Below are 23,036 nucleotides of genomic sequence, written 5' to 3'. Positions count from 1 at the left end.
GCTACCAGCTGCTATGACTTCTGGTAGCCGGACGGTGTATTAACCGTTAGCGAACAGGTTCCAGGATGTCCCGACCGCCGAGGTACGGCTGGAGCGCCTTGGGCACGCGCACCGAGCCGTCCGGCTGCTGGTGGTTCTCCAGGATCGGGATCAGCCAGCGGGTCGTGGCCAGGGTGCCGTTGAGCGTCGCCGCGGTCTGCGGCCGGCCGTCCGCGTCCCGGTAGCGGATGTTGAGCCGCCGGGCCTGGAACGTGGTGCAGTTCGACGTGGACGTCACCTCGCGGTAGCGGCCCTGCGACGGCACCCAGGCCTCGCAGTCGAACTTGCGCGCGGCGCTCGAACCGAGGTCACCGGCGGCGACGTCGATCACGCGGTAGGGCACCTCGACCTTGGCGAGCATCTCCTCCTCCATGGCGAGCAGCTTCTGGTGCTCCGCCTCGGCCTCCTCAGGCTTGCAGAAGGAGAACATCTCCACCTTGTCGAACTGGTGCACCCGCAGGATGCCCCGGACGTCCTTGCCGTGCGAGCCGGCCTCCCGGCGGTAGCACGACGACCAGCCCGCGAACCGCTCCGGCCCGCCGTCGAGGTCGAGGATCTCGTTCGAGTGGTACGCCGCCAGCGGCACCTCCGACGTACCGACCAGGAACAGGTCGTCGGCCTCGAGCCGGTAGATCTCGCTCGCGTGGCTGCCGAGGAACCCGGTGCCCTCCATGGCCTCGGGGCGCACGAGCGACGGCGTGATCGACGGGGTGAAGCCCCGCTCCACCGCCTGGGCGATCGCCATCTGCAGCATGCCGAGCTGCAGCAGGGCGCCGACGCCGGTGAGGAAGTAGAACCGCGAGCCCGACACCTTCGCGCCGCGCTCGGTGTCGATCGCGCCGAGCGCCTCGCCGATCTCCAGGTGGTCCCGCGGCTTCTCGATCACGGGCAGCTCGCCGACCTCGCGCAGCACGAGGAAGTCGTCCTCACCGCCCGCCGGCACGCCGTCCTGCACCGCGTTCGGCAGGGCCAGGTGGGCGCGGCGGAGCGCCTCGTCGGCCTCGCTCGTCGCAGTCTCGAAGGACTTCACCTCGGCGGCGAGCTCCTTGGTACGCGCGAGCAGAGCCGCCCGCTCGTCGCCGGAAGCCTTCGCGACCTGCTTGCCGAGGGACTTCTGCTCGGCCCGTACCGCCTCGAACCGCTGGGTGGCCGCCCGCCGCTCCTCGTCGGCGCGCAGCAGTTCGTCCACCTTGTCGGGGGACTCGCCGCGCAGCCGCTGGCTGGCACGGAACAGCTCGGGGTCTTCGCGCAGCAGTCGCAGGTCAATCACGATTGATGAGCCTACCGGCGCCCGTGTCCGGTCTTCACCTCGATATGCCTAGCTTGGTTTGTCCCGGCTCTCCTCGGACGCGCTCCAGGTCTGGGCCGGCGCGACGGTCAGCTCGAAGGGTGCGTCGGGCGGCCCCTCGTCCTCCTCGGCCGGTGGCCGCCGCCACGCCGCCGCCGGTGCCTCGGGGATCCGCCGCCCGGCCAGATACATGGCCAGCAGGACCAGGACGATGCCCGCGGCCGCACACCACGGGCCGCGGCCCGTCGTGAGCTCCATCTGGTCGCTTTCCAGGCCGCTGACGTCGAGCTGCCCGGCGACCCACGTCTTCTCGTCCAGCGACGACCACACCGCCGCGACCACGGCCAGCATGACGCCGCCGGTGCTCAGGGCGGCGAGCCGGGCGTACGCGCGACCCGGCGCCGGCCCGGCGAGCGTGAGAACCACGGCGGCCGTCAGGAAGAACATCCCGACCAGGTACGCGGTCCCCCACCCGTCGAGTTCCGCGACGGTGGCCCGGAACGTACGGGAACCGGTCTGCACGTCCCGGAAGACCGTGGCGTCGATCTTGGTGACCTGCCACTCCGACACCAGGGACGCGAACAGAGCCAGCATGCCCAGGGCCGCGGCGAGAGGCACTACCCGCCGATCGATCGCCAGACCCGTCAGGAAACTCGCCCGGCGCGACGGCGGCGGCTCGGGGCCGAACTCGACGACGACAGGGTCGGACATGCACCCCATCATTGCCCGCGCGCCGTCCACCGGCCAGCGTTGCCTGATATGGACTAGCGTCACGGGTATGCCTATTCGCACTGCTTCCGCCCGCTGGTCGGGCAACCTCACCGAGGGCTCCGGCACCGTCAAGACCGGAAAGGGCGGGTACGAGGGGAACTACTCCTTCAAGTCCCGCTTCGAAGAGGGCGAGGGGACCAACCCCGAGGAGCTCATCGGCGCCGCGCACGCCGGCTGCTTCTCGATGGCGTTCTCGAAGGCGCTCGCGGACGAGGGCTTCACCCCGACCTCCGTCGAGACCACCGCCAAGGTTCACCTGGACAAGACCGACGCGGGCTTCTCCGTCACCCGCATCGACCTCGAGACCGTCGGCGACGTCCCGGGCGTGGACGCCGACACGTTCCAGAAGATCGCCGAGGGTGCCAAGGAGAACTGCCCGATCTCCCGCCTGCTCTCGCCGGGCGCGCAGATCACCCTCAGCGCGACCCTCTCCTGAACCACGCTCGTCCGTGCTCCACCCGCTCTCAGGCGGGTGGAGCACAATGGGCCGCGTGCCGGTCGAGATGAGCCGTGAACGCTTCGAGGAACTGGTCGGCGAGGCCCTCGACGAGGTGCCGCCCGAGCTGCTCAAGATGATGAGCAACGTGGTCATCCTGGTGGAGGATCTGCCCCCGGACGGCACGCTCGACCTGCTAGGCCTCTACGAGGGCACCGATCTGACCCGCCGCGGCTGGGACTACGCCGGCGTGCTGCCCGACCGGATCACCATCTTCCGGCTCCCCACCCTCACCGTCTGCGAGACGGAGACCGACGTCGTCGACGAGGTCGCGATCACGGTGGTGCACGAGATCGCCCACCACTTCGGCATCGATGACCAGCGACTACACGAGCTGGGTTGGGGCTGAAACCTTGCTGTCAGGCCTTACTCTCTGCTGAGTCATCGCCTACAGGAGGACCTCATGCGCAGCGATCTGTTCTCGGCCGAGAATCTCGAGAAGGAGTCCTCCCAGCCGGGCCTGCGGCTCCAGAATTCCAAATTGCTCAAGGCGGAGCTGAACGGCGACTTCATGGCCCGCGTCGGCTCGATGGTCGCGTACCAGGGCCAGGTCCAGTTCGAGGCGCTCGGCTCCGGCGGCATCGGCAAGTTCCTCAAGCAGAAGCTGACCGGCGAGGGCGTTCCCCTGATGAAGGTCAGCGGACGCGGCGACGTCTTCCTGGCGGAGAACGCCGCCGACATCCACCTCATCGACCTCGAGCCGGGCGACGGCCTGTCGATCAACGGCGCGAACGTCCTCGCCTTCGACTCGACCCTCAACTACGACATCAAGATGGTCCAGGGCGCCGGCGCGCTCTCCAACGCGGGCCTCTTCAACTGTGTCTTCTCCGGCTACGGCCGCATCGCCGTGACGACCAAGGGCAGCCCGGTGGTCCTGACCGTCGACCAGCCCACCTACGTCGACCCGCAGGCCGCGATCTGCTGGTCGGCCAACCTGCAGACCGGCTACCACCGCGCGGAGCAGCTCGGCATCGGCACGCTGCTGGGCCGCACCACCGGCGAGCGCTTCACGATGAGCTTCGGCGGCCAGGGCTTCGTCGTGGTCCAGCCCTCCGAGGAGCCGCCGGGCGGTCTCGCCGGCGTGGCCCACGGTCAGCAGCAGCAGGGCGGCATCCTCGGCAACCTGCTGGGCAACTAGATCAAGATCAAGAGCTTCATGTCGTAGCTCGGTGGGTGGTGCGGACCGCAACTCCCGTCGAGGCCGGGCCCGGAGATCCAATCGCCCAGCGGCTCATGGCCGGACCTCCGGGCCCTTCATTCTGCGTAAGTGGCTGAGCTTCAGCAGGGATCGCCCGAGCGGAGCCGGCTGAGCCAGGCGGCGCTGTCGGCGAAGTCCTCGTTGGTCAGTCCCGGCCGCGACGGCGCTGCTTCCTCCTGGGCCTTCTTCGACCAGCGGTGACGCGGATACGAGCCGAGGAACCGCACCTCGGCGCAGATCCGCCGCAACCCCTGCAGCGCCTCCCCAAGCCGGGGCTCGGCGACGTGGCCGGTGCAGTCGAGGAAGAACACGTACACCCCGAGCTGCTCACCGGTCGGCCGGGACTCGATCCGGGACAGGTTGATGCCCCGTACCGCCAGCTCGGTGAGCACCGACAGCAGCGCCCCGACCCGGTCATGCGCGATCATGACCGCCAGCGACGTCAGATCGTCCCCGGTCGGCGGCGCGGGCGGGGCGGGGCGGGACAGCAGCGCAAACCGGGTGACCGCATCGGCATGGTCGGCGATCTTCTCCGCCAGCACGGTGAGACCGTTCTTCGGCACCCCGATGGGCGCACAGATCGCAGCGTCGTACTCCCCCGCCGCGGCGGCGATCGCGGCGGCCGCGTTCGACAGCACATCGACCACGACGGCGTCGGGAAGATTGGCCCGCAGCCAGTTCCGGCACTGCGCGGAGGCCTGCGGGTGCGCGGCCACCGAGCGGATCGCGGCCATCGGCGTCAGCGAGGCGGAGGCGAGGACGAACTCGACCGGCAGCACCACCTCGCGGGTGATGACCAGCGGGCTGCCGGTACCCAGCTCGTCCAGGGTCACCGGCACAGCGCCGCCGACCGAGTTCTCGAGCGGTACGAGCGCGGCATCGGCGTCCCCGGCGCGTACCGCCTCGAGCGCCTCCGGCACGCTTCGGGCCGGAGTCCGGATCCCCCGCTCGGCGGCGGGAATGGTCCGCAGCGCCTGCTCGGTGAAGGTCCCCTCGGGTCCCAGGTAGACGAATCGGGTGGGTGGCGTACCGGGCATTCCCCCACCCTAAGGCCCCGACCGGTCCCGGAGCGTATCCGTCCTCAGGCGCCGCAGGCGCGAACCCGAATCCCGGCGGGCGCCTCGGCACGCACCCGCGCGCTGCAAACGTCGGTGCCGGCCTCCACAAGCTGCAGAGTGGCCGGCGCGCCGGTGGTCACCACGGACAACGGCTCGAACTTCTCCTCGGAGGCCTTCGCCACGATCTCGATGGTGGCGAATTGCCACTTGCCCGAGCAAAAAGGTCCGTCGATGACCTTCAGTTCGCGGTCCGGAATCCCGGCGGTCCCCTCCACCACCCCGACGATCTGGGCGGAGGTCGGCCCACTCGTGCACTTCGTCGCGGGCGCAGGCCCCGGCGTCGCGGGCGAGGTGGTCGTCGGACTCGTGGCGGTAGGCGGCGTGTACGGCAGCGTGGGCAGGGTCGCGGTGGGCAGCACCCCCGGCGGTACCCCCGGCAGCCCTCCGCCGGTCGGCGCCGTCGCCGGCACGGTCGGCACGACGGCCGGAAAACCGGAAGCGGACGAGGACACGGCGGGGCTGCCGGTCATCCCGGGCGGAGAAGTCAACGGCGGCGCCGGCGGCGCCCCGCACCCCGCCAACAGCAGCAACCCGCCCGCCGAGGTCAGCAACGCACCCGCTGACCGGAGCAACACGCCTGCCGGCAGCGACAACCCCCTTATCGAGAGCAGCGACCTGCTCGCCGGCAGCGGCGACCTGCCTGGCGGCAGCCGCAACCCATCCGCGGTCGGCAGCACCCCGCAGGCCCGGCGGCGAGAATCACCCAGCACGCGCCCATGCTAGGACGTCAAAGGTCGGACAATCGTCTCGATTCGGCCGCACTCATCCCCCAGCACTGCCCGAAATGGCACCTACGGTAAGGATCGCGCGACAGAGCGCCCGAACATGCGTCGGCTGCTCGGCATTGCGGTTCCCGAAGAGCGGCGGGCGGTCAGGGGTTGATGCGGTGACCGGCGGCCGTGAGCGTGTCGATCGCCTCGGTCAGGCGGACCTGCGGCACCAGGAGGTAGTCCGTGTCGTACGTCGAGAACGCGACGAGGTTCACGCGGGCGTCGGCGAGCGGCCCGACCAGCGAGGCCAGCACGCCCGTCAGCGCCAGGTCGAGCGGCCCGACCACGCGCAGGCAGCGCCAGGCGGCCTCCACGGTGGCGCCGTCCGGGATGCGGGTGCTGGCGCAGATGACGGACAGCTCGTCGGGGCCCCAGGTCACCGAGATGACGCCCTTGTCGTCCGGCCCGCTGCTGAGGGAGGCGGGCAGGGGTGATCCGGCCGGCAGCCGGCACACCGCGTACTCCTCCGGCAGCAGGTCTAGATCGAGCATGAGGGAACCCTACGGTCCCGACCCCGTTCACCCCAATGGGTTACCGGTGCGTTGATCGCCACACGTCAGTAGCGGATCGCGGAGAAGAAGGTCAGGGAGGCGACCACCCGAGCGTTCTCCAGGATCGGCGTGGCGATCGCGTCGACCGTCACGTGCCGCTCCTCCGAGGGCGGCTGGATCCGCATCAGCCCGCGCGCCAGTCGTTCCGACGTCAGCGCCAGCAGGGGCGGGATCTTCTCGATCTCCTGCTCCGTCAGGTCGCCGCCGCCGGCGGTGAAGTCGATGAGGCGCAGGGCGCCCTCGCCGCCGAGCAGGGGGCGGCCGACCACGTCGGCTCCCTTGCCGAGGCCGAGCAGGTCGCTCGCCGAGGGGGACACGGCGACGATGGTGGAACTCACGTCGATCACCAGGCACGGCTCGACGGCCTGCCAGACCGTCGCGGCCCAGCGGTCGATGTTCGAGACGAACTCCGATTCGTCCGGCGTCCGCGCCTGGGGCACGAACGCTCCCGAGAGTGAGAGCTCCACGTGCGCCACCCGCACCTCCCTGTCATCCGTGCCGTCCGGCGGACCCGACTCCGACCGGACCGACGAGGCTCGAGACCCCACGGTCTCACACCTCGAGTGTCCGGCCGGCGGCGCTCGCGTCAAGCCTCGACGGCGAGCGGAGCACTGGAAGGAACGTTACCGGCGGGTCGCCCGCTTGTCAGCGGCCGTTTGGTCGCCGGCGTACCACCGGTAGTCGCCCCCGGGGCGGTAGGGGGCGTTCGCCCAGGTGGCGGGGTGCTGCGCCACGGCGGAGAGTTTGCTGGCCGTGGCCGGCGAGATGCGCGCACCGCCGGCGATCAGCAGTCGGTCGAGCTCCTTGTGGGTGGCGACCAGACAGTCCTTCGGCAGGCCGTGGACGCTGATGACGCCGGAGCCGACGAAGGCCAGTACGGGCGTCACCGGCACGGTCAGGCCGACGGCGGAGCTCATGGCACGGCCGGCACGCTTGGCGTCGCGGCGGGCGTCGGCCACGTACGCGGGACGCTTGCCGTTGATCTGGACCACGTCCCCGGCGATCAGGACACGGGCCCGGCCGTGGTCGGCGACCGTGACGGCGTAGACGCCACCGGGGCCGATCGCGAGGAATCCGGCCCGGTCGTCGCCGGCGTCGTGCTCGTAGCCCAGCGAGTCGGTACGGGGCCAGTCGATGACGTGCCACGCGGGTCCGAGGCGGTCGAGGCGGGTCAGCGCGCGGGCGCCGGCGGCCTCGAGGCGGCGGGCGTCCCGTTCGGCGCGACGACGGCGGGCCCACTCGACGGGGCTGGGGCGGACCGGCTCGAGCGCGGCGGGCGGTGTGGTGCGTCGGGGGTCGATGGCGGGGGGATGCGGTCGATGGGGCACGGGCAGGGCGGGGCGTGCGGGGAAGACAGTCACTGCGACCTCCGGCAAAAGGTCCATCGGGCTCTCTTTCCACTACGGTATGTGTTGGACCGGGTACAGAAGCAAGCCATCACACGCGAAAGAAAGCGGAATGAGTGGGGATGAATGCCGCATTCACGCACATCCTCTTTTTCCGTATGGTGCATCACGCGACCTAGGACTCCCCTGGGATCCGAAACGTCCTCCGTCAAGTTAGCGTGCCCTTACGTGAAACGCATCCATGTCTCGAATCTTGGCGCAACGTCACAGCAAGGATGCGGACAGTAGGGACAAAATCGGCTCCCCGGGCCACCGGCGCCTCCAGGTCCTAGGCTCGACCCGTGCCTCCTTACGTGGACAGTGAAGTCGCCCAGCTCGCCACCGTCATGCTGCACCGCCCCGGTGCCGAGCTCGCGAGGCTGACTCCGAGGAACAACGACTCCCTGCTCTTCGACGGCATCCCGTGGGTCGGGCGGGCCCAGGAGGAGCACGACCGGTTCGCCCAGGCGCTGCGCGACCGGGGCGTCGAGGTGCTCTACCTCGGCGAGCTGATCGAGCAGACGCTCGAGGTGCCCGAGGCGCGCGCCGAGCTGACGCAGGGCGTGCTGGCGGGGCCGCGGCTGGGCGACAGCCTCCGGGAACGGGTCGCGGCGCATCTGGCCGACCTCGGGCCCGGCGAGCTCGCCCACGTGCTCATGGCAGGGCTCGCACACGAGGAGGTGAAACCCGGTCCGGGGAAGGGCGGCGGGCTGGTCTACGAGCTCATGGACCGGCACGACTTCGTCATCGATCCGCTGCCCAACCTGCTGTTCACCCGGGACTCGTCGGTGTGGGTACGCGACCGGGTGGCGGTCACCAGCCTCGCCATGCCCGCCCGGGGCCGAGAGACCACGCTGACCCGGGCCATCTACACCCACCACCCCCGGTTCGCGGGCACCGAGCTGCTCTACACCCCGGGCCTCGAGCACGTGGAGGGCGGCGACGTGCTCCTGCTCGCCCCCGACGTACTGGCGATCGGGGTCGGTGAGCGCACCACCCCCGCCGGCGCGGAACGGCTGGCCCGCCGGGTGTTCGCGGCGGGCCTGGCCCACACGATCCTCGCGGTGCCGATCGCTCAGGAGCGCGCGACGATGCACCTCGACACCGTGTGCACGATGGTCGACGCCGACGCCGTGGTGATGTACCCGAACATCGCGGACACGCTCCAGGCGTACCCGGTGACCTCGGGTTTCGATGGTGAACCCGTGGTGGGCGCGGCCCGTCCGTTCCTGGTCGCCGCCGCGGAGGCGATGGGCATCGACCGGCTGCGCGTCATCGACACCGGCCTGGACCCGGTGACCGCCGAGCGCGAACAATGGGACGACGGCAACAACACGCTCGCGATCGCACCGCGCCTGTGTGTCGCGTACGAGCGCAACGTCGAGACCAACGCCCAGCTGGAGCGGGCCGGCATCGAGGTCATCGCGATCAGCGGTTCGGAGCTCGGTTCGGGTCGCGGCGGCCCGCGCTGCATGTCATGCCCGGTGGAACGGCGCCCTCTTTAACTACAGGCTTTTTTGAATACGGGCACAGCCCCGCCCCGTGACACACGCCAGGGCGGTGCCGTCCCGACCTCGCCGCGCCGCCATCCGGGCGGGGGCGATGGTCCGTCGCGGTCGAGCCGAACCGGCTCAGCCGAGCGGTTCGGCTCGGCAAAGCGGCTCGGCTCAGCGGAGCGTGAGTTGGCGGCCTACGAGGCCCTGCTTGGCGCGGCGGGCGGCGCTGTCCAGCGGGCCCGTCTCGGCGAGCGTGTCCGCGTAGCGCTTGGCGAAGTCGGCCAGCGGCGCCTCCCAGTCCGCGCCGTCCGGCTCGCCCGGCACGTCCCAGACCGGCACCAGCAGCCCGTGGGCCCGGAACATGCCGGCGAACTTGGTGTTGTCACCCAGCACCAGATCGCCGGCGGCGGAGAGCCGCGCCAGCGCGTCCAGCGCCGCGTCCTCGGCCTCGGGCAGGACCCAGCGGACGTGTGCCTTGTCCGGCACCCGGCACCAGTACGCCGCGTGCGCCGCCGACAACCGCACCGTCGGGTAGATGGAGGCGTTCGCCCGCTCCAGCGACGCCTTCACGGTGGCGTCCTGGGCCTGCTCGGCGTCGAGCCAGTACTCGAAGCCGTCGTGCATCGCGATGTCGAGCGGCCCGTCCACGAGGATGTCCTGCAGGCGCGGGCCCTCGCCGGGGAGGGCGGGGACGGCCACGGTGTCGCCCGGCTGGGTTCGCAGGGCGCACAGGACGGCCTCGGCGATGTCGCGGGACACGTCGCCGGACTGGATGTGGCGCTGGAGGCCGACGAAGACGCGGCCGTCCTGCCGGGTCATCGCGGGCCAGGCCATCGGCAGGACCGTGGAGAGGGTGACCGGGCGGTCGCCGTACTCCTCGACGATCTCCGGCTTGAGGGTCAGCGGCGCGGACGCGGCCGGGACCAGCTCACGCAGGGCGATCCACTCGGTCTCGTCGGCCAGGCCCTCGAACGGCCGGGCGACGAAGATGTCACGCACCTTCTGGCGCTTGGGCGCCGCGTCGGCGGCGGCTCGGGGGTTCTTTCGACGCTTGCTCACGGCGATCCAGCCTAGGCGTTCCGGGCCGGATCCGCGGCACGTGGCCCGCCGTGTCCACATCGATCATGGTCCTCAGGCTCGAGGGAGCCGGACCTCCGCCACCGTGCCGCCGCCGTCGCGCGGGCGTAACGACACCCAGCCCTGCTGCCGCTCGACGATCCGGCGAACGAGATAGAGGCCCAGCCCGGCGCCCGGAAGATGCGCGTTGTCGCCCTGCCAGTAGCGCTCGAAGGCGCGCTCGACGTGCTCGGGTTTCACGCCGATGCCGCGGTCCGCCACCCGGAACGTCACCGTCGCCTCGTCGGCGGCCGCGGTCACGGTCACCTCGGTCTCGCCGGGCGAGTACTTGTCGGCGTTGGTGGCGAGCTCCGTGAGGATCGTGGCGAGGGAGTCGCGGTCGCCGTACGCCTTCGGGAGGTCGCCCGGCAGCTCCGCCAGGTCCAGCCGGCGGCGCAGGTCGGCGGGGAGCTCCCCGGCCGCCGCGCGCAACGCGTCCACCAGGTCGAAGGGTCCCGGCGGGGAGCCGCCGACCCCGCTGTCGTCGCTGGTGGCCGAGAGCAGCCGGTCCACCAGCCGGGCCAGTTCGCCGGCCCGGGCGCCGATCACCCGTACGGCCTCCTGGCGCCCGTCCTCGCCGAGGGAGTCCCAGTGGTTCGTCAGCGTGTCGGCGTACCCCTTGATCACGGTGACCGGGGTACGCAGCTCGTGGCTGGTGACGGCGACGAACAGGTCGCGGTCCTCGTTGCGGCGGTCCTGGTCGGTGGAGTCGCGGAACGTCACGACCCGCGTCCCGGGGGTGGGCGGCAGGTCGCCGGCCGTGACCTTGAGCCGCCGGCCGGAGGGGAGGCGGTGCACGAGGACCTGGCCGGGCGGCGGCACGGGGAAGGGCAGTTGACGGTGCAGCGTCTCGGCGGCCGTACGCCCGGTGAGTCGCTCGGCGGCCGGGTTCCAGAGCTGGACGACACCGTCGCGATCGATCACCGCCAGGCCGTCGGCGAGGGCCGCCACCACCGGGCCGTCGCCGTGCACCGGCAGGCCCGCCTGGTTGCCGTACATGTGCCCGACGCTGGCGGCGAGCAGTTCGAGCACCGCCCGATGCTCGGGGGTGGGTTCGCCGGCGTCGTCGCCGTACGAGACGTGCAGGGAGCCGACGGTGAGCCCGCCGGCTTCGCAGGGTGCGCCGAGGACGCGGTGCCCGCCGCCGCCCTCGATGTGGCCGGAGAACACGCCGTTGCAGGAGTCGACGGTCCCCTCGGGGACGCGCCGGCCGAGGGCCCGGGCGCAGGAGCCGGTCGCCGCGATGATCCGGCCGTGGCCGGGGCTGTACTCGGCGAAGCCGGCGCCGAGCGCGCCGAGCACGTCCCGGGCGAGCCGGACGATGGCGTCGAGCACGGCGAGGCCCGTCTCGCCCGCGTTGACCCGGTCGAGGAGCGCGAGCTGCCCCCGCGTCAGCGCGGCGTAGTCGGGTCCGTCCGGCATGTCTGCGAGTCTGCCTCGCTTCCGCCCGTTTCGGCAGGGCGGTAGGTGTCGATCTTGTCGATAATCGGCTGGAGAGTGTCCCGCGTCACACTCCGGGTGCGTTCTCGAGCGCGTCGATCACGAAGCGTGGGCGGTCGGTGATGATCCCGTCCGCCCGCTGGGCCAGCACGAGGTCGAGGTCGCTCTCGTCGTTGACGGTCCACACGTACGTCTGCAGCCCGGCCGCGCGCAGTGCGGGCACAAGACTGGGCCGGGCGCGGACCAGCCCGATACCGGGACCGGCGATCCGGGCCCCGAACGGCAGCCGTCCTCGTCCCACCCCCGGCGGCAGGATCTCCAGGAGATAGACGGTCGGGATGCCGGGTGCCAGCGCGCGGACCCGGCGCAGCGCGAGCGCCGCGAAAGACATGACAGTCACGTGTACGGGCACAGCCGGCCCCGGCTCCGCCAGCCCGTGCCGGCGCAGCGTACGGACCAGCCGGCGCTCGACCTCCGCGCCGTACCGTGACGGGTGCTTGGTCTCGATGAGTAACCGGACCGGCCGCCCGCTGTCACGCAGCGCCTCCAGGAGACGGTCCAGCGTCAACAGCCGGGTGTAGTCGTCCACGGGCTCGTCCAGCTCGGCCGCCGCGGCGTGCCAGGAGCCGAAGTCGAGCGCGTCGAGCTCCGCGAGCGTCTTGGTGCTGACCCGCCCCCGGCCGTTGCTGGTGCGGTCGAGGCGCCGGTCGTGGACGCAGACGAGGTGCCCGTCCCGGGTCAGCCGGACGTCGCATTCCACGCCGTCGGCACCCTCGTCGAGTGCCCGCAGGTACGCGGCGAGGGTGTGTTCGGGCAGCGCGTCCGCCCCGCCGCGGTGCGCGAAGATCAAGGGCCGGCCGGGTCTCACAGGATGTGGGCCGGGTGCCCGTTCTCGCTGACGACCTCGCGCCCCTCGCCGGCCCAGGCCTGCATGCCGCCGTCGAGGTTGCGCACGTTGTCCCAGCCGTTGCCCATGAGGTACGAGACGACCTGCCCCGAGCGCCCGCCGGAGCGGCACACGACGACAACCTCGGTGTCGTTCGGGATCTCGGCGATGCGCGCCGGGACCTCCATCATCGGCATGTGGTGGGCGTCCGGCGCGTGGCCGGCCTGCCATTCGTCGGGCTCCCGCACGTCGAGCAGGTAGGCCGAAGGCTCGACCTGAGCGGGCGTCACGCTGGGTACCTGTGGTCCGAACACGCCCCTCAGCGTAGAACTACTTCTCGGTGGCGACGACGTCCGGGTTGGCGAGGATGAACTCGGAGAGTTTGTCCTGCTTGACCGCCTCGTACATCTCCATGCTCTTGGGCGTGATGGTCTCGCGGCCGTTGCTGTTGCCGGCGAAGGTGCCGTTGTTGGTCCGCAGCAGCACCATGTCGTTGGCCGCGACCCCTTTGAGCCCGAAGATGAAGTCGGCCACCGGTACGCCGCCGGTGTCCAGCACGAACGCCTTGCCGGCCGCCTTGATCAGGTTGTTGACCTTGAGCGGGTTGCTCAGCACGCCGCTGCTCGCCGCCTTCTTGGCCATCGCCTTGACGAGCCTCCGCTGGTTGTTCTGGCGGTCGTAGTCGCCGTTCTTGAGGCCGTACCGCTGGCGGGAGTAGTCGAGGGCCTCCCAGCCCTCCATGTCGCGGCAGCCCTTCTCGTACCAGATGTCCTTGTGGGTTCCGGCGGTCTTGCGGGCCTCGGCCAGATACATCGGCTTGCCGTTGACGAGCTGCATGTGGTGCGACTTGACCCGCTGGGTGACGCACATGTGGACGCCGCCGAGCGCATCGATCACGCTCTTGAAGCCGTTGAAGTCGATGATCGCCGCGCCGTCGAAGGTCATCCCCGTGTTGGCCTTGATGGTCTGCGCCATGAGCTGAGCACCGCCGGCCCAGCCGCCGCCGTTCTGCGCGCCGTGGAAGAAGACCTCGGTCGCCTTGGCGGTGCCACCCGCGTACTTCGCCCTGGGGAAGGCGGGAACCTGCATCTCGGTGTCGCGCGGGATGGAGACCAGGTACGCCTGGTCATGGCTGGCCGGGATGTGCAGCGCCATGATCGTGTCGGACCGGAGGTCGTCCACGGCCCAGCGCTTCCGCGCGTCGACGCCCATGAGCAGGATGTCGACCGGGCCCTTGATGTCGCCGCCACCCTCGGCCGAGTTCTTCCCCGTGCCGCCGAGCAGGTCGTCCTGCGTCACCGATTTGGTCGCGTTGCTCACCATCCACTTGGTGCCGACGACGCCGGCGCCGCTGCCCATCATCAGGAGCGCGCCGAACACGACGATCAGCTTGGCCCAGAGCGGGTCCTTGCGCTTCGTCCGCGTCGTGGGCGGCGCCGCGACGATCGGCGGCCGGGTGTTTCGCTGTGGACCACGACTGCCGTTCCGATCCGGCGACGGGGGGCGCCGGGTGGTCTGGACGGTCACGAACTCTCCCAGCGATAGGCGTCAACGGCGGAAGTCACTGTACGTTCAACTTCGATCTCGTGCGAGACCTCATCTGTTCCAGAGCGATACACGCACCGTTAACCAAAACGGCGCGGGTGGCAATAACCGCCGACCCGCGCCGTTTGACCGATTCCGGGGAATCAGCCGCCCGCCTGGTTCGACGATTTGTTCGCCGTCATCCACTCGCCCATCTTGTCGGCAGACATCGCCTTGTACATAGCCAAAGCCTTCTCCCGGTCCGCGACCACGACGCTCTGTCCCTCGATGGTCTCGCTGCCCTTGTTGGGGCTGGTGAGGAAGGTGAGGTTCTCCCCGCGCAGGTTACGGAACTGCAGCGCCATGTCGGTGAGTGAGAAGTCCTGGTCGGCGGTGATCGCCTTGGTGACCGACTTGAGGAAGTCGTTGAGCTTGCCCGGGTTGCTCAGCGTGCCGCCGCTCGCCGCCTTGTCCATCAGCGCCTTCAGGAAGTCCTGCTGGTGCTGCATCCGGGCGAAGTCGCCCCGGGCGAACTGCTTGCGCTGGCGGATCCAGTCCAGGGCCTGCGCCCCGTCCATGTGCATCGTGCCCTTGGTGAACTTGCGGTGCGGCTTGTGGATCGACGTGATGCTCTGCTCCACCTTGAGGTCCACGCCGCCGAGCGCGTCGGTGACCTCCTTGAAGCCGCCGAAGTCGATCGCCAGCACGTGGTCCAGGTGGACGTCGGTCATGCACTCGACGGTCCGGACCGCCCGCGGCAGCCCGCCGAAGGCGAACGCGGCATTGATCTTGTTGCGGCTGCCGTTGCTGCACTCGGCGTCGTTGGCCGACGGGATGTTCACCCACAGGTCCCGCGGGATTGACACGAGCTGCGCCGACTTGTGGTCCTCGGGGATGTGCATGACGATCAGCGTGTCCGCGCGCCAGGCGTTCGTCGACTCCTTGGTCGCGTCCGGGTCCCGCGAGTCGCTGCCGACCAGCAGGATGTTCAGCGCGCCCTCGACCTCCTTGACCGGTCGGCCGTTGGTGAGGTCGGAGAACGCGTCCGTGCGCTTGAGGTCGCCGTTGAGCCCGTTGGCGTACCCGTAGATCGAGACCGCGGCGACCAGGCCGATCACGAGGACCGCGGCGCCCGCCACCAGGGCGATGCGGCCCCAGTGCGGCTTGCGCTTGCCCTTGTACGACCGGCCACCCGGCTTTCCTGGCCCCCGCGGCGGTCCCGCCGGGCCACCCGGTCCGCCACCCGCGCCGCGCGGCGGCCACTCCTCCGCGCCGTCGCTGTACGCGCGGCCGCTCCCGGGGCGCTGGGCACCCGCCGGACGATCACCGTACGTGCGGCCCGAGCCGGGACGGCTGGTGCCCACGCGGCCGGAGGACCCGGGAACCGAGGCGCGGTTCATGGCGCCCGGCATACCCACCGAGCCCGGCACCGAAGCCCGGCCGGCGGGGCTACCCCAAGAGGACGAAGTCGCAGACATGACTTCAGATTACGTACCGGCAACCAGGCAAAGCGTGCATCGACACCGGCTCGGCACGAACGAGGGAGACAATTACCGTTCGTGCAACGTTCACTACTGCGATCAATTACTCACTGGGCGAAGAACTCGATCGTGCGCCGCAGGCCCTCCTCGGGCGCCACCTGCGGTTCGTAGCCGAGGAGGGTGCGGGCCAGGGTGAGGTCGGGGCGGCGCTTCTCCGGGTCGTCGGCCGTACGCTCGATCAGCTCGATGCGAGAGGTGCTGCCGGCGAGCTTCACGATCAGCTCGGCCAGCTCGAGCATGGTGAGCTCGTGCTCGGTGCCGCAGTTGATGGGGCCGGTCTCGGTGGAGTCGAGCAGCAGCAGGATGCCGCGGACCAGGTCGTCGACGTACGTGATCGAGCGGGTCTGCGCGCCGGTGCCGTGCACGGTGATCGGGGCGTTGCGCAGCGCCTGCGAGATGAAGGTGGGGATCGCCCGTCCGTCGTCGGGGCGCATGCGCGGGCCGTACGTGTTGAAGATGCGCACGATGGCCGTGTCGAGCTGGTGGAAGCGGTGGTACGCCATCGTGGCCGCCTCGGAGAACCGCTTCGCCTCGTCGTAGACCGCGCGCACGCCGACCGGGTTGACGTTGCCCCAGTAGCTCTCCGGCTGCGGGTGCACGGCCGGGTCGCCGTACGCCTCGGAGGTGGACGCCATCAGGAAGCGGGCCGCGTCGGCGACGGCGCGGTCGAGCAGCGCCAGCGTGCCGGCCGAGCCGACCTTGAGGATCTCCACCGGCAGCTTGGCGAAGTCGGTGGGGCTGGCGGGCGAGGCCATGTGCAGGATGGCGTCGAAGCGCTCGGTCATCGCCTGGTGCGCGGGCAGGCCGTCGGTGACGTCGGCCTCGATGAGCGTGAAGCGCGGCTCCGAGGCCAGGTGGGCGACGTTGTCGGCCGTACCCGTGACGAAGTTGTCGATGGCGACGACCGTGCAGCCGCGGGCGAGCAGGGCGTCGACCACGTGGGACGGCACGAAGCCGGCCCCGCCGCTGACCAGAATCCGATGTCCCTCGCCGAACCGCTGCTGCACCGCCATGAGGGTCACTCTAGGCGACCGGGGCCGACCCGCGATTTCCGGATCGGCCCCGTTCCCTACCCCTCGTGCTCAGTGCGCCCCGTGCCCGGTCAGCGACCGGACCTCGAGCTCGGCGTATTTGTCGGCGTCACTCTCCTTCGACAGGACGGTGCCGATCCAGCCGCAGAGGAACCCGATGGGGATGGAGATGATGCCCGGGTTGTTGAGCGGGAACCAGTGCCAGTCCGAGTCGGGGAACATGGCCGTGGCGGAGCCGGAGACGACCGGCGAGAAAAACACCAGGACCACCGCGGCGGTCAGGCCGCCGTAGATCGACCACAGCGCGCCGGAGGTGTTGAACCGCCTCCAGAACAGGCTGTAGAGGATCGCCGGCAGGTTGGCCGAGGCCGCCACCGCGAACGCCAGCGCGACCAGGAACGCCACGTTGAGGCTCTGCGCGAAGATCGACAGGACGATCGCAACCGCGCCGATGACGAAGGCGGCGATCCGGGCCACCCGCACCTCGTCGCGCTCGCCCGCCTGGCCGCGCTTGATGACGCTGGCGTAGAAGTCATGCGCCACGCTCGACGACGACGCCAGGGTCAGGCCGGCCACCACCGCGAGGATCGTGGCGAAGGCAACGGCCGCGATGATCGCCAGCAGCACCGCGCCGCCGGTGTCGCCGCCCAGGTAGTCGATGCCGAGCGCCTGGGCCAGCTGCGGCGCCGCCGTGTTGCCGGCCTTGTCCTGCGCGGTGATCGCCTTGCCGCCCACCAGGGCCGCCGCGCCGAAGCCCAGCGCCAGGGTGAACAGGTAGAAGGTGCCGATGATGCCGATCGCCCAGAGCACGCTCTTACGGGCGATCCGGCTGGTGGGGACCGTGTAGAAGCGGGTCAGGATGTGCGGCAGACCGGCCGTGCCCAGCACCAGGGCGATGCCCAGCGAGAGCAGGTCCATCTTGCTGTAGAAGGTCGCCGAGGCGCTGGCCGACTCGACGCCGTACCGCAGGCCGGGCTCGAGGAAGGCGCTGCCCTTGCCGGAATGCTCCGCGGCGTCGCCGAGCAGGGACGACAGGTTGAACTTGTAGTGCGCCAGCACCATCACCGTCATCACCAGGGCGCCGGTCATCAGCAGGAACGCCTTGACGATCTGGACGTACGTGGTGCCCTTCATGCCGCCGACCACGACGTACACGATCATCAGCGCGCCGACCAGGATGATCGTCGCGACCTTCGCGGTGGCGGCGTCCATGCCGAGGAAGGTCGTGCCGGGCTTGATCCCGAGCAGCAGCGACACGAGCGCGCCGGCGCCGACCATCTGGGCGATCAGGTAGAAGATCGACACGACGATGGTGGACACGGACGCGGCCGTCCGCACCGGGCGCTGCCGCATCCGGAACGCCAGGACGTCGGCCATCGTGTAGCGGCCCGCGTTGCGCAGGAACTCCGCGACCAGCAGCAGCGCGACGAGCCACGCCACCAGGAAGCCGATCGAGTAGAGGAAGCCGTCGTAGCCGTACAGGGCGATCAGGCCGGCGATGCCCAGGAAGGACGCCGCCGACATGTAGTCGCCGCCGATCGCCATGCCGTTCTGGAACCCGGAGAACTGCCGGCCGCCGGCGTAGAAGTCGGTGGCGGTCTTGGTCTGCCGGCTGGCCCACACGGTGATGGCGAGGGTGATCGCGACGAAGATCAGGAAGAGCGTGATCGTCAGCGTGCGACTCGTCGAGGTCGTCGCCTCGGCCGCCAGGTTCATCATTTCGCCGCCTCCGTGTCCGTGGTGGTGGTCTCCTGCGGCTCAGCGGTGGTCGTCTGCGGCTCACTGGCGACGGGAACGGGGCCGCCGCCGGCCAGGTCCGCGCCGATCCTGTCGGCCACCGGGTCGAGCTCCTTTGCGGCGTAGCGCGAGTAGTACCAGGCGATCAGGAACGTCGACACGAACTGGAGCAGGCCGAACAGCAGCGCGACGTTGATGTTGCCGACGAGCTTCACGGACATGAAACCGCGGGCGTACGCGGAGAGCAGGACGTACAGCGCGTACCAGAGGAAGAACGCGACCGTCATGGGGAAGACGAAGTTGCGCAGCTTGCGGCGCAACCCGGTGAATTCGGCGGACTGCTGGACCTCGATGTACCTGTCGGTCGGGGTCGCATCGGTCGTCAACGGGGCTCACCACCTTCGTGGGGGCGGGTCTTTCCCGCACCGTCTTCGTAGGGCGGGGTCTCCCGGCACCGTACGAAGCAGTGGCGTCGATCACTGGCCGCCGGTCAGCGGCTGCGCCGAGCGGCAGTCAGCGTGCGCTCATCGGTCGAACTTCCGGTACCGACCCCGAAAGTGCAGCAACGGCGTGGCGTCGCCCGGACCGATGACCACGCTCTCGATCGTGGCCTCGACCAGGAGGGCCCACCCGTACGGCCGCTCGGCATCCAGCCGGCACCCCGCCCAGGTGCCGGCCTGCCCGGGCACCGGGCCGTACTCGGTCTCCACCCAGTCACCACCCGCGAAGAGCCCGCCGGGCGCCGGCATGAGCCCGGCGAACCGGTCGGCGAGCTGCTGATCGCCGAGCCCGAGCGGAGTGACCGCGAAGCGCTTGGCGGTGGCGGCGGCGTCCCAGAAGTCGCTCTCCTCGTCGACCAGGCCGAGCACCCGCCCCGGATCGCCGTCGGCGACCAGCATCGAGGAGACGGTGAGGCCGGCGGGCCCGGGAGCGGTCCACAGCGTGACGGGTGCGGCGAGGCGGCCCCGAAGCCGCCGCACCGAAGACTTGTCCCGCTCAGGCGTGGCGAACGGGTCCGTCGAGTGGATGTGCCCACCGGCATCAGGATTCACGTGAAACATTCTGCCGCTGGTCAGACGGGGGAGGGTAAGCTCGGGGGCGTGAATACCGCGCGCGTGCAGGGTTGGTGGCTGTCCTAGGGACGGCTACCCCATCGCGCTCGGGCCGTCCACTCGGACGGCCCGTTCTTTGTTTCCGCAGGGCTGTCCGCGACCCCTGAGGAGACAGAATGATCACTACCGCCATTCCGCTCGAGGAGCGCATCGCCGCCGCGCCCCAGGACTTCCGAGTCCTGACCGGGGACCGGCCGACCGGGCCGCTGCACCTCGGCCACTACTTCGGCACGCTGCGCAACCGGGTGGAGCTGCAGCGGCGCGGCGTCGACATGGTCGTCATCGTGGCCGACTATCAGGTGCTGACCGACCGGGACGTCGCCGACCGGCTGGTCGAGACCGTCGACGGGCTGCTGCTCGACTACCTTGCCGCCGGGCTGGATCCCGAACGGGCCACGATCTTCGCGCACAGTGCCGTGCCCGCGCTCCATCAGCTGCTGCTGCCGTTCCTCAGCCTGGTCAGCGTGCCCGAGTTGCAGCGCAACCCGACCGTCAAGGACGAGATCGCGCACTCCCGGCAGAGCACGGTAAGCGGGCTGATGTTCACGTACCCGGTGCACCAGGCCGCGGACATCCTGTTCTGCAAGGGCAACCTCGTCCCGGTGGGGCAGGACCAGATGCCGCACATCGAGGTGACGCGTACCGTCGCCCGGCGCTTCAACGAGCGGTACGGGCCGGTGTTCCCCGTACCCGAGGGACTGCTCAGCGACGCCCCGGTGCTGGCGGGGACCGACGGGCGGAAGATGAGCAAGAGCCGGGGGAACGCGATCGCGCTCTCCGCGACGCCGGACGAGACCGCGCGGCTCATCAGGGCGGCCACGACAGACGCGGACCGTCACATCACGTACGAACCCGAGCGCCGGCCGGGGGTGTCCGGGCTGGTCCACCTCGCAGCCCTCTGCCTGGGCCGGGATCCGCACGACGTCGCGGCCGAGGTCGGGGATGCGGGGGCCGCCCGGCTCAAGCGGACTGTCACCGAGGCGGTCAACGATTTCCTGGCGCCGATGCGGGAGCGGCGGGCGGCGTACGCGAAAGATCTGGGTTTCGTCCGTGACGTGCTGCGGACCGGGAACGCGCGGGCCAATGCGATCGCGGATCAGACGTTGCGGGAGGTACGGGAGGCGATGGGTACGGTCTACTGAGCCGCGCTCACGGTGGCGAGCAGTTCGGGTGCTCGCCGGTCCAGCATCGGGCCGGCCAGGCGGAGCCCGAGGGCGAGCGCGCCCACGCCGTAGCCGATCCCGATCGGCGGTCCGACCCACAGCCAGACGTCGCCGAGCAGATGGGCGCCGAGCTGGAGCGGAGCGGTGGCCAGGGCCGCGCCGAGAAGGGCGCCGAGGCTCAGCAGGCCCTTGGCGAGGCCGCCGCCCGACGACATGGCGAACGGGTTGACGGTGTCGGGCAGGGCGTACGCCGCCCGGACCGAGAGGGGCAGCACGATCGCGAGGCCCACCCCGTATGCGGCCAGGAGCGTGCCCGCCAGCACCGGGATGGTTTGCGGGCGGCCGGTCACCATGCCTACGACCAGCGCGATCACGAGCAGGGCAGGTACGGCGTACGCGGAGAACCCGGCGATCCGCGACGCCAGCTCGACGCGCCCCGGGACCCCGGCCACGATGTTGGCCGCGTAGGCGCTGCCCTCGAAGCCGAACTGGTTGGCAAGGCTGATCGCCGCCAGGGCGCCGACGAGGATGAGCATGCCGGTCGGTGCCGCCGGGCCGTCGCTCGCGGCCGCGGCGAAGGCCGGCAGGAACACGCCCACCACGGAGAAGGTGATCAGGCTGGCGCGCCGGCGGCTCTCGCGCCACCAGTACCGGGCCTCGCGCGCGGCCAGCGCGCCGAACCGGTTGCGCGGGAGCCAGCGCGGCACCAGTTGCGCCACCGGCTTCCGGTTCGTGGCCGTCCGCTGCCGGGGGCGGGGGCTCGCCGCCGTGCCGACCATGGCGCGCTCCACCGTCGTGGACCACCACCACAGCAGCAGGCCGATCGTGGCCAGCACCAGCGCGAGCTTGACCGGGACGGCCCAGGCCCGGCCCGCGACGACGTCGAGACCCATGCTGTACGGCGCGCCGAGCGGCGTCCACGCGACCACGTCCGCCACGCCACCCACCCGCTCCCAGTCGGCGTGCTGGGCCCCGGCCAGGGCGGCGAGCTGGAGCGGACCGAGCAGCGCGGCGGTGGCGGCGAGCAGGACGGTGGCGAGGTCCCGGGCCCGGCGGCTGCGCAGGGCGGTGGCGAAGGCGCTGGTCACCGCCCGGCTGACGGCCGCGCACAACAGCAGGCCGGTGGTCACCCCGGCCAGTTCGACCAGGGCGGCGCCGGCCCCGCCGAGCCGGGCCGTCGCGTGCACCATGCCGAGGGTTGCGGCGAAGGTCGCCGCCGCCGGCACGCCGACGAGGGCGGCGGCCAGCAGACCCCGGATCAGGGTACGGCGGGGAAGCGGCAGCAGGGCGAACCGTGCCGGGTCCAGCGACTCGTCCACCCCGAAGAAAACCAGCGGCAGGAACAGCCAGCCGAGCACGATCGCCGCGCCGCCGAGGGGCAGGAGCACCTCCGCGGCGCGTTGCTCGTCAAGCAGGCCGGGGAGGACGAAGGCGGCGTACCCGACGACGGCGGCGCAGGCGGCGAGCACGGCGCCGAGCACGAAGAGGACCACGCGCCACGTCTGGGCCCGCAGGCCGTTGGCGGTGAGGCGCAGTTTGAGACGGACGAAATGGCGGGTGCTCAGAGCCACGCGAGCTCCGAGCCGGTCGCTGTGCGCCCGCCGACGACCTCGACGAACACGTCCTCCAGCGACCGCTCGCCTCGTACCTCGGCCAGGGTGCCGCGCACCCGGATGGTGCCGTCCGCCATGATCGCGACGTGGCTGCACAGCCGCTCGACGACCGCCATGACGTGGCTGGAGAAGACCACCGTCCCGCCCCCGGCGACGTAGCGGTGCAGGATGTCGCGGATCAGCGCCGCCGAGACCGGGTCCACGGCCTCGAACGGCTCGTCGAGGACCAGCAGCCGCGGCGCGTGCAGCATCGCGCAGGCGAGGCCGATCTTCTTCTTCATGCCCGCCGAGTAGTCGACGACCAGGGTGCGGTTGCCGGCACCGAGCTCCAGCACGTCCATCAGCTCGGCGCTGCGCCGGTCGACCACCTCGGCGTCCATGCCGCGCAACAGCCCGTGGTACGCCAGCAGCTCCGTGCCGGTGAGGCGGTCGAAGAGGCGTACGCCGTCCGGCAGCACCCCGATCCGCGCCTTGGCCTCGGTCGGGGCGGCCCACACGTCGTACCCGAGGATCCGGGCCCGGCCCGCGTCGGGCCGCAGCAGACCGACCGCCATGGACAGCGTGGTGGTCTTGCCGGCGCCGTTCGGGCCGAGCAGGCCGAAGAAGGAGCCCGCGGGCACATCCAGGTCGATTCCGGCAACCGCGACCTTCGTGTCGAATCGCTTGACCAGGCCCTGGAGCGCGAGCGCCGGTTCGGTGCTCGAGCGCTGATGGGGTACGGCCATGGCGCGCAACCTACCGGGTATGCGGCGGCCCGGGCC

General features: G+C 70.9%; 24 protein-coding genes and 1 pseudogene. 6 read left to right on the top strand and 19 right to left on the bottom strand.

Translation table 11 applies throughout. The annotated features are described in order from the left end of the window. Positions 1-46 precede the first annotated feature (46 nt). Positions 47-1,309: a serine--tRNA ligase gene (serS, locus tag AB0368_RS17915; protein WP_366154979.1), complete on the bottom strand. Its 1,263-nt coding sequence runs from the start codon at positions 1,307-1,309 to the stop codon at positions 47-49. Positions 1,310-1,357: 48 nt separating this feature from the next. Beyond that, positions 1,358-2,038, bottom strand: coding sequence for a hypothetical protein (locus tag AB0368_RS17910; RefSeq protein ID WP_366154978.1), 681 nt, complete (start codon positions 2,036-2,038; stop codon positions 1,358-1,360). Between the two features lie 67 nt (positions 2,039-2,105). Here AB0368_RS17910 and AB0368_RS17905 point away from each other — a divergent pair, with 67 nt between their 5' ends. From AB0368_RS17905 to AB0368_RS17895, 3 genes are read left to right on the top strand one after another with little or no spacing between them, the layout of a single operon-like run. Next, the gene (locus tag AB0368_RS17905; RefSeq protein ID WP_366154977.1) at positions 2,106-2,534 is read left to right on the top strand and encodes an OsmC family protein; all 429 of its coding nucleotides are present in this window, start codon (positions 2,106-2,108) and stop codon (positions 2,532-2,534) included. Positions 2,535-2,580: 46 nt separating this feature from the next. Next, the gene (locus tag AB0368_RS17900) at positions 2,581-2,943 is read left to right on the top strand and encodes a metallopeptidase family protein (protein ID WP_366154976.1); all 363 of its coding nucleotides are present in this window, start codon (positions 2,581-2,583) and stop codon (positions 2,941-2,943) included. Between the two features lie 54 nt (positions 2,944-2,997). After that, complete coding sequence (locus AB0368_RS17895) at positions 2,998-3,732, top strand: AIM24 family protein (protein WP_366154975.1); 735 nt, start codon at positions 2,998-3,000, stop codon at positions 3,730-3,732. 140 nt (positions 3,733-3,872) lie between these two features. On the opposite strand, the gene pheA is transcribed toward AB0368_RS17895, so the two are convergent. Both pheA and AB0368_RS17885 read right to left on the bottom strand, forming a co-directional pair. Beyond that, complete coding sequence (gene pheA, locus AB0368_RS17890) at positions 3,873-4,829, bottom strand: prephenate dehydratase (protein WP_366154974.1); 957 nt, start codon at positions 4,827-4,829, stop codon at positions 3,873-3,875. A 44-nt stretch (positions 4,830-4,873) separates the two neighbouring features. Further along, positions 4,874-5,125, bottom strand: a complete 252-nt coding sequence (locus AB0368_RS17885; protein ID WP_366154973.1) for a hypothetical protein — start codon at positions 5,123-5,125, stop codon at positions 4,874-4,876. Between the two features lie 34 nt (positions 5,126-5,159). Here AB0368_RS17885 and AB0368_RS17880 point away from each other — a divergent pair, with 34 nt between their 5' ends. Further along, positions 5,160-5,633, top strand: a complete 474-nt coding sequence (locus AB0368_RS17880) for a hypothetical protein (RefSeq protein ID WP_366154972.1) — start codon at positions 5,160-5,162, stop codon at positions 5,631-5,633. Between the two features lie 148 nt (positions 5,634-5,781). Here the strand turns inward: AB0368_RS17880 and AB0368_RS17875 are convergent, their stop codons facing one another. The 3 genes from AB0368_RS17875 to AB0368_RS17865 all read right to left on the bottom strand — a co-directional run bounded on the left by AB0368_RS17875 (position 5,782) and on the right by AB0368_RS17865 (position 7,592). Next, entirely contained in the window at positions 5,782-6,171 is a 390-nt protein-coding gene (locus AB0368_RS17875; protein WP_366154971.1) for an ACT domain-containing protein, read from the bottom strand. 65 nt (positions 6,172-6,236) lie between these two features. Beyond that, positions 6,237-6,707: a hypothetical protein gene (locus AB0368_RS17870; RefSeq protein WP_366154970.1), complete on the bottom strand. Its 471-nt coding sequence runs from the start codon at positions 6,705-6,707 to the stop codon at positions 6,237-6,239. 147 nt (positions 6,708-6,854) lie between these two features. Beyond that, positions 6,855-7,592 carry a hypothetical protein gene (locus AB0368_RS17865; protein WP_366155221.1) on the bottom strand — a complete coding sequence of 246 codons (738 nt, stop codon included), beginning with the start codon at positions 7,590-7,592 and terminating at the stop codon, positions 6,855-6,857. 326 nt (positions 7,593-7,918) lie between these two features. Here AB0368_RS17865 and AB0368_RS17860 point away from each other — a divergent pair, with 326 nt between their 5' ends. Next, positions 7,919-9,121 carry an arginine deiminase gene (locus tag AB0368_RS17860; protein WP_366154969.1) on the top strand — a complete coding sequence of 401 codons (1,203 nt, stop codon included), beginning with the start codon at positions 7,919-7,921 and terminating at the stop codon, positions 9,119-9,121. 162 nt (positions 9,122-9,283) lie between these two features. On the opposite strand, the gene AB0368_RS17855 is transcribed toward AB0368_RS17860, so the two are convergent. The 10 genes and pseudogenes from AB0368_RS17855 to AB0368_RS17810 all read right to left on the bottom strand — a co-directional run. Continuing rightward, positions 9,284-10,171: a DUF5926 family protein gene (locus AB0368_RS17855; RefSeq protein ID WP_366154968.1), complete on the bottom strand. Its 888-nt coding sequence runs from the start codon at positions 10,169-10,171 to the stop codon at positions 9,284-9,286. Between the two features lie 72 nt (positions 10,172-10,243). Continuing rightward, positions 10,244-11,650 (bottom strand): ATP-binding protein, encoded by a 1,407-nt coding sequence (locus tag AB0368_RS17850; protein ID WP_366154967.1) that lies wholly within the window; start codon positions 11,648-11,650, stop codon positions 10,244-10,246. An 85-nt stretch (positions 11,651-11,735) separates the two neighbouring features. Further along, a complete protein-coding gene (locus AB0368_RS17845; RefSeq protein ID WP_366154966.1) occupies positions 11,736-12,536 on the bottom strand; it encodes a glycerophosphodiester phosphodiesterase family protein in 801 nt (266 codons plus the stop codon). Further along, positions 12,533-12,868: a rhodanese-like domain-containing protein gene (locus AB0368_RS17840; RefSeq protein ID WP_366154965.1), complete on the bottom strand. Its 336-nt coding sequence runs from the start codon at positions 12,866-12,868 to the stop codon at positions 12,533-12,535. Before AB0368_RS17840 ends, AB0368_RS17845 begins: the two co-directional genes overlap by 4 nt. A 16-nt stretch (positions 12,869-12,884) precedes the next feature. After that, the gene (locus AB0368_RS17835; protein WP_366154964.1) at positions 12,885-14,081 is read right to left on the bottom strand and encodes an LCP family protein; all 1,197 of its coding nucleotides are present in this window, start codon (positions 14,079-14,081) and stop codon (positions 12,885-12,887) included. Between the two features lie 161 nt (positions 14,082-14,242). Beyond that, positions 14,243-15,478 (bottom strand): LCP family protein, encoded by a 1,236-nt coding sequence (locus AB0368_RS17830; RefSeq protein WP_366155220.1) that lies wholly within the window; start codon positions 15,476-15,478, stop codon positions 14,243-14,245. Positions 15,479-15,666: 188 nt separating this feature from the next. Continuing rightward, a complete protein-coding gene (locus tag AB0368_RS17825) occupies positions 15,667-16,632 on the bottom strand; it encodes an NAD-dependent epimerase/dehydratase family protein (RefSeq protein ID WP_366154963.1) in 966 nt (321 codons plus the stop codon). A gap of 69 nt (positions 16,633-16,701) precedes the next feature. Next, positions 16,702-18,366: a cation acetate symporter gene (locus AB0368_RS17820; RefSeq protein WP_366155219.1), complete on the bottom strand. Its 1,665-nt coding sequence runs from the start codon at positions 18,364-18,366 to the stop codon at positions 16,702-16,704. Then, complete coding sequence (locus tag AB0368_RS17815; protein WP_366154962.1) at positions 18,366-18,773, bottom strand: DUF485 domain-containing protein; 408 nt, start codon at positions 18,771-18,773, stop codon at positions 18,366-18,368. The genes AB0368_RS17820 and AB0368_RS17815 overlap by 1 nt, the downstream gene beginning before the upstream one ends. Positions 18,774-18,911: 138 nt before the next feature. Beyond that, a pseudogene (locus AB0368_RS17810) lies at positions 18,912-19,454 on the bottom strand (flavin reductase family protein); the annotation flags it as partial. Positions 19,455-19,615: 161 nt separating this feature from the next. Here AB0368_RS17810 and trpS point away from each other — a divergent pair. Then, positions 19,616-20,641, top strand: coding sequence for a tryptophan--tRNA ligase (trpS, locus tag AB0368_RS17805; RefSeq protein ID WP_366154961.1), 1,026 nt, complete (start codon positions 19,616-19,618; stop codon positions 20,639-20,641). Here the strand turns inward: trpS and AB0368_RS17800 are convergent. Together AB0368_RS17800 and AB0368_RS17795 are read right to left on the bottom strand one after the other, a co-directional pair. Then, a complete protein-coding gene (locus tag AB0368_RS17800) occupies positions 20,635-22,233 on the bottom strand; it encodes an ABC transporter permease (protein WP_366154960.1) in 1,599 nt (532 codons plus the stop codon). The two genes, trpS and AB0368_RS17800, sit on opposite strands and share 7 nt — an antisense overlap. Next, positions 22,224-23,000 carry an ABC transporter ATP-binding protein gene (locus AB0368_RS17795; RefSeq protein ID WP_366154959.1) on the bottom strand — a complete coding sequence of 259 codons (777 nt, stop codon included), beginning with the start codon at positions 22,998-23,000 and terminating at the stop codon, positions 22,224-22,226. The genes AB0368_RS17800 and AB0368_RS17795 overlap by 10 nt, the downstream gene beginning before the upstream one ends. Positions 23,001-23,036 lie beyond the last annotated feature (36 nt).

The sequence above is a fragment of the Actinoplanes sp. NPDC051475 genome (genome assembly GCF_040689425.1).
Lineage (GTDB): Bacteria > Actinomycetota > Actinomycetes > Mycobacteriales > Micromonosporaceae > Actinoplanes.
Note: the sequence above shows the minus strand (reverse complement) of the source record. Positions and strands in the feature narration are given on the sequence as shown.

What these genes read in the sequence shown, in the direction of transcription:
- AB0368_RS17910 (WP_366154978.1), bottom strand. Translation starts at nt 2,038, where the DNA reads ATGTCCGACCCTGTCGTCGTCGAGTTCGGCCCCGAGCCGCCGCCGTCG.
- AB0368_RS17905 (WP_366154977.1), top strand. Translation starts at nt 2,106, where the DNA reads ATGCCTATTCGCACTGCTTCCGCCCGCTGGTCGGGCAACCTCACCGAG.
- AB0368_RS17900 (WP_366154976.1), top strand. Translation starts at nt 2,581, where the DNA reads ATGGGCCGCGTGCCGGTCGAGATGAGCCGTGAACGCTTCGAGGAACTG.
- AB0368_RS17895 (WP_366154975.1), top strand. Translation starts at nt 2,998, where the DNA reads ATGCGCAGCGATCTGTTCTCGGCCGAGAATCTCGAGAAGGAGTCCTCC.
- pheA (WP_366154974.1), bottom strand. Translation starts at nt 4,829, where the DNA reads ATGCCCGGTACGCCACCCACCCGATTCGTCTACCTGGGACCCGAGGGG.
- AB0368_RS17875 (WP_366154971.1), bottom strand. Translation starts at nt 6,171, where the DNA reads ATGCTCGATCTAGACCTGCTGCCGGAGGAGTACGCGGTGTGCCGGCTG.
- AB0368_RS17850 (WP_366154967.1), bottom strand. Translation starts at nt 11,650, where the DNA reads ATGCCGGACGGACCCGACTACGCCGCGCTGACGCGGGGGCAGCTCGCG.
- AB0368_RS17830 (WP_366155220.1), bottom strand. Translation starts at nt 15,478, where the DNA reads ATGAACCGCGCCTCGGTTCCCGGGTCCTCCGGCCGCGTGGGCACCAGC.
- AB0368_RS17825 (WP_366154963.1), bottom strand. Translation starts at nt 16,632, where the DNA reads ATGGCGGTGCAGCAGCGGTTCGGCGAGGGACATCGGATTCTGGTCAGC.
- AB0368_RS17820 (WP_366155219.1), bottom strand. Translation starts at nt 18,366, where the DNA reads ATGAACCTGGCGGCCGAGGCGACGACCTCGACGAGTCGCACGCTGACG.
- trpS (WP_366154961.1), top strand. Translation starts at nt 19,616, where the DNA reads ATGATCACTACCGCCATTCCGCTCGAGGAGCGCATCGCCGCCGCGCCC.
- AB0368_RS17795 (WP_366154959.1), bottom strand. Translation starts at nt 23,000, where the DNA reads ATGGCCGTACCCCATCAGCGCTCGAGCACCGAACCGGCGCTCGCGCTC.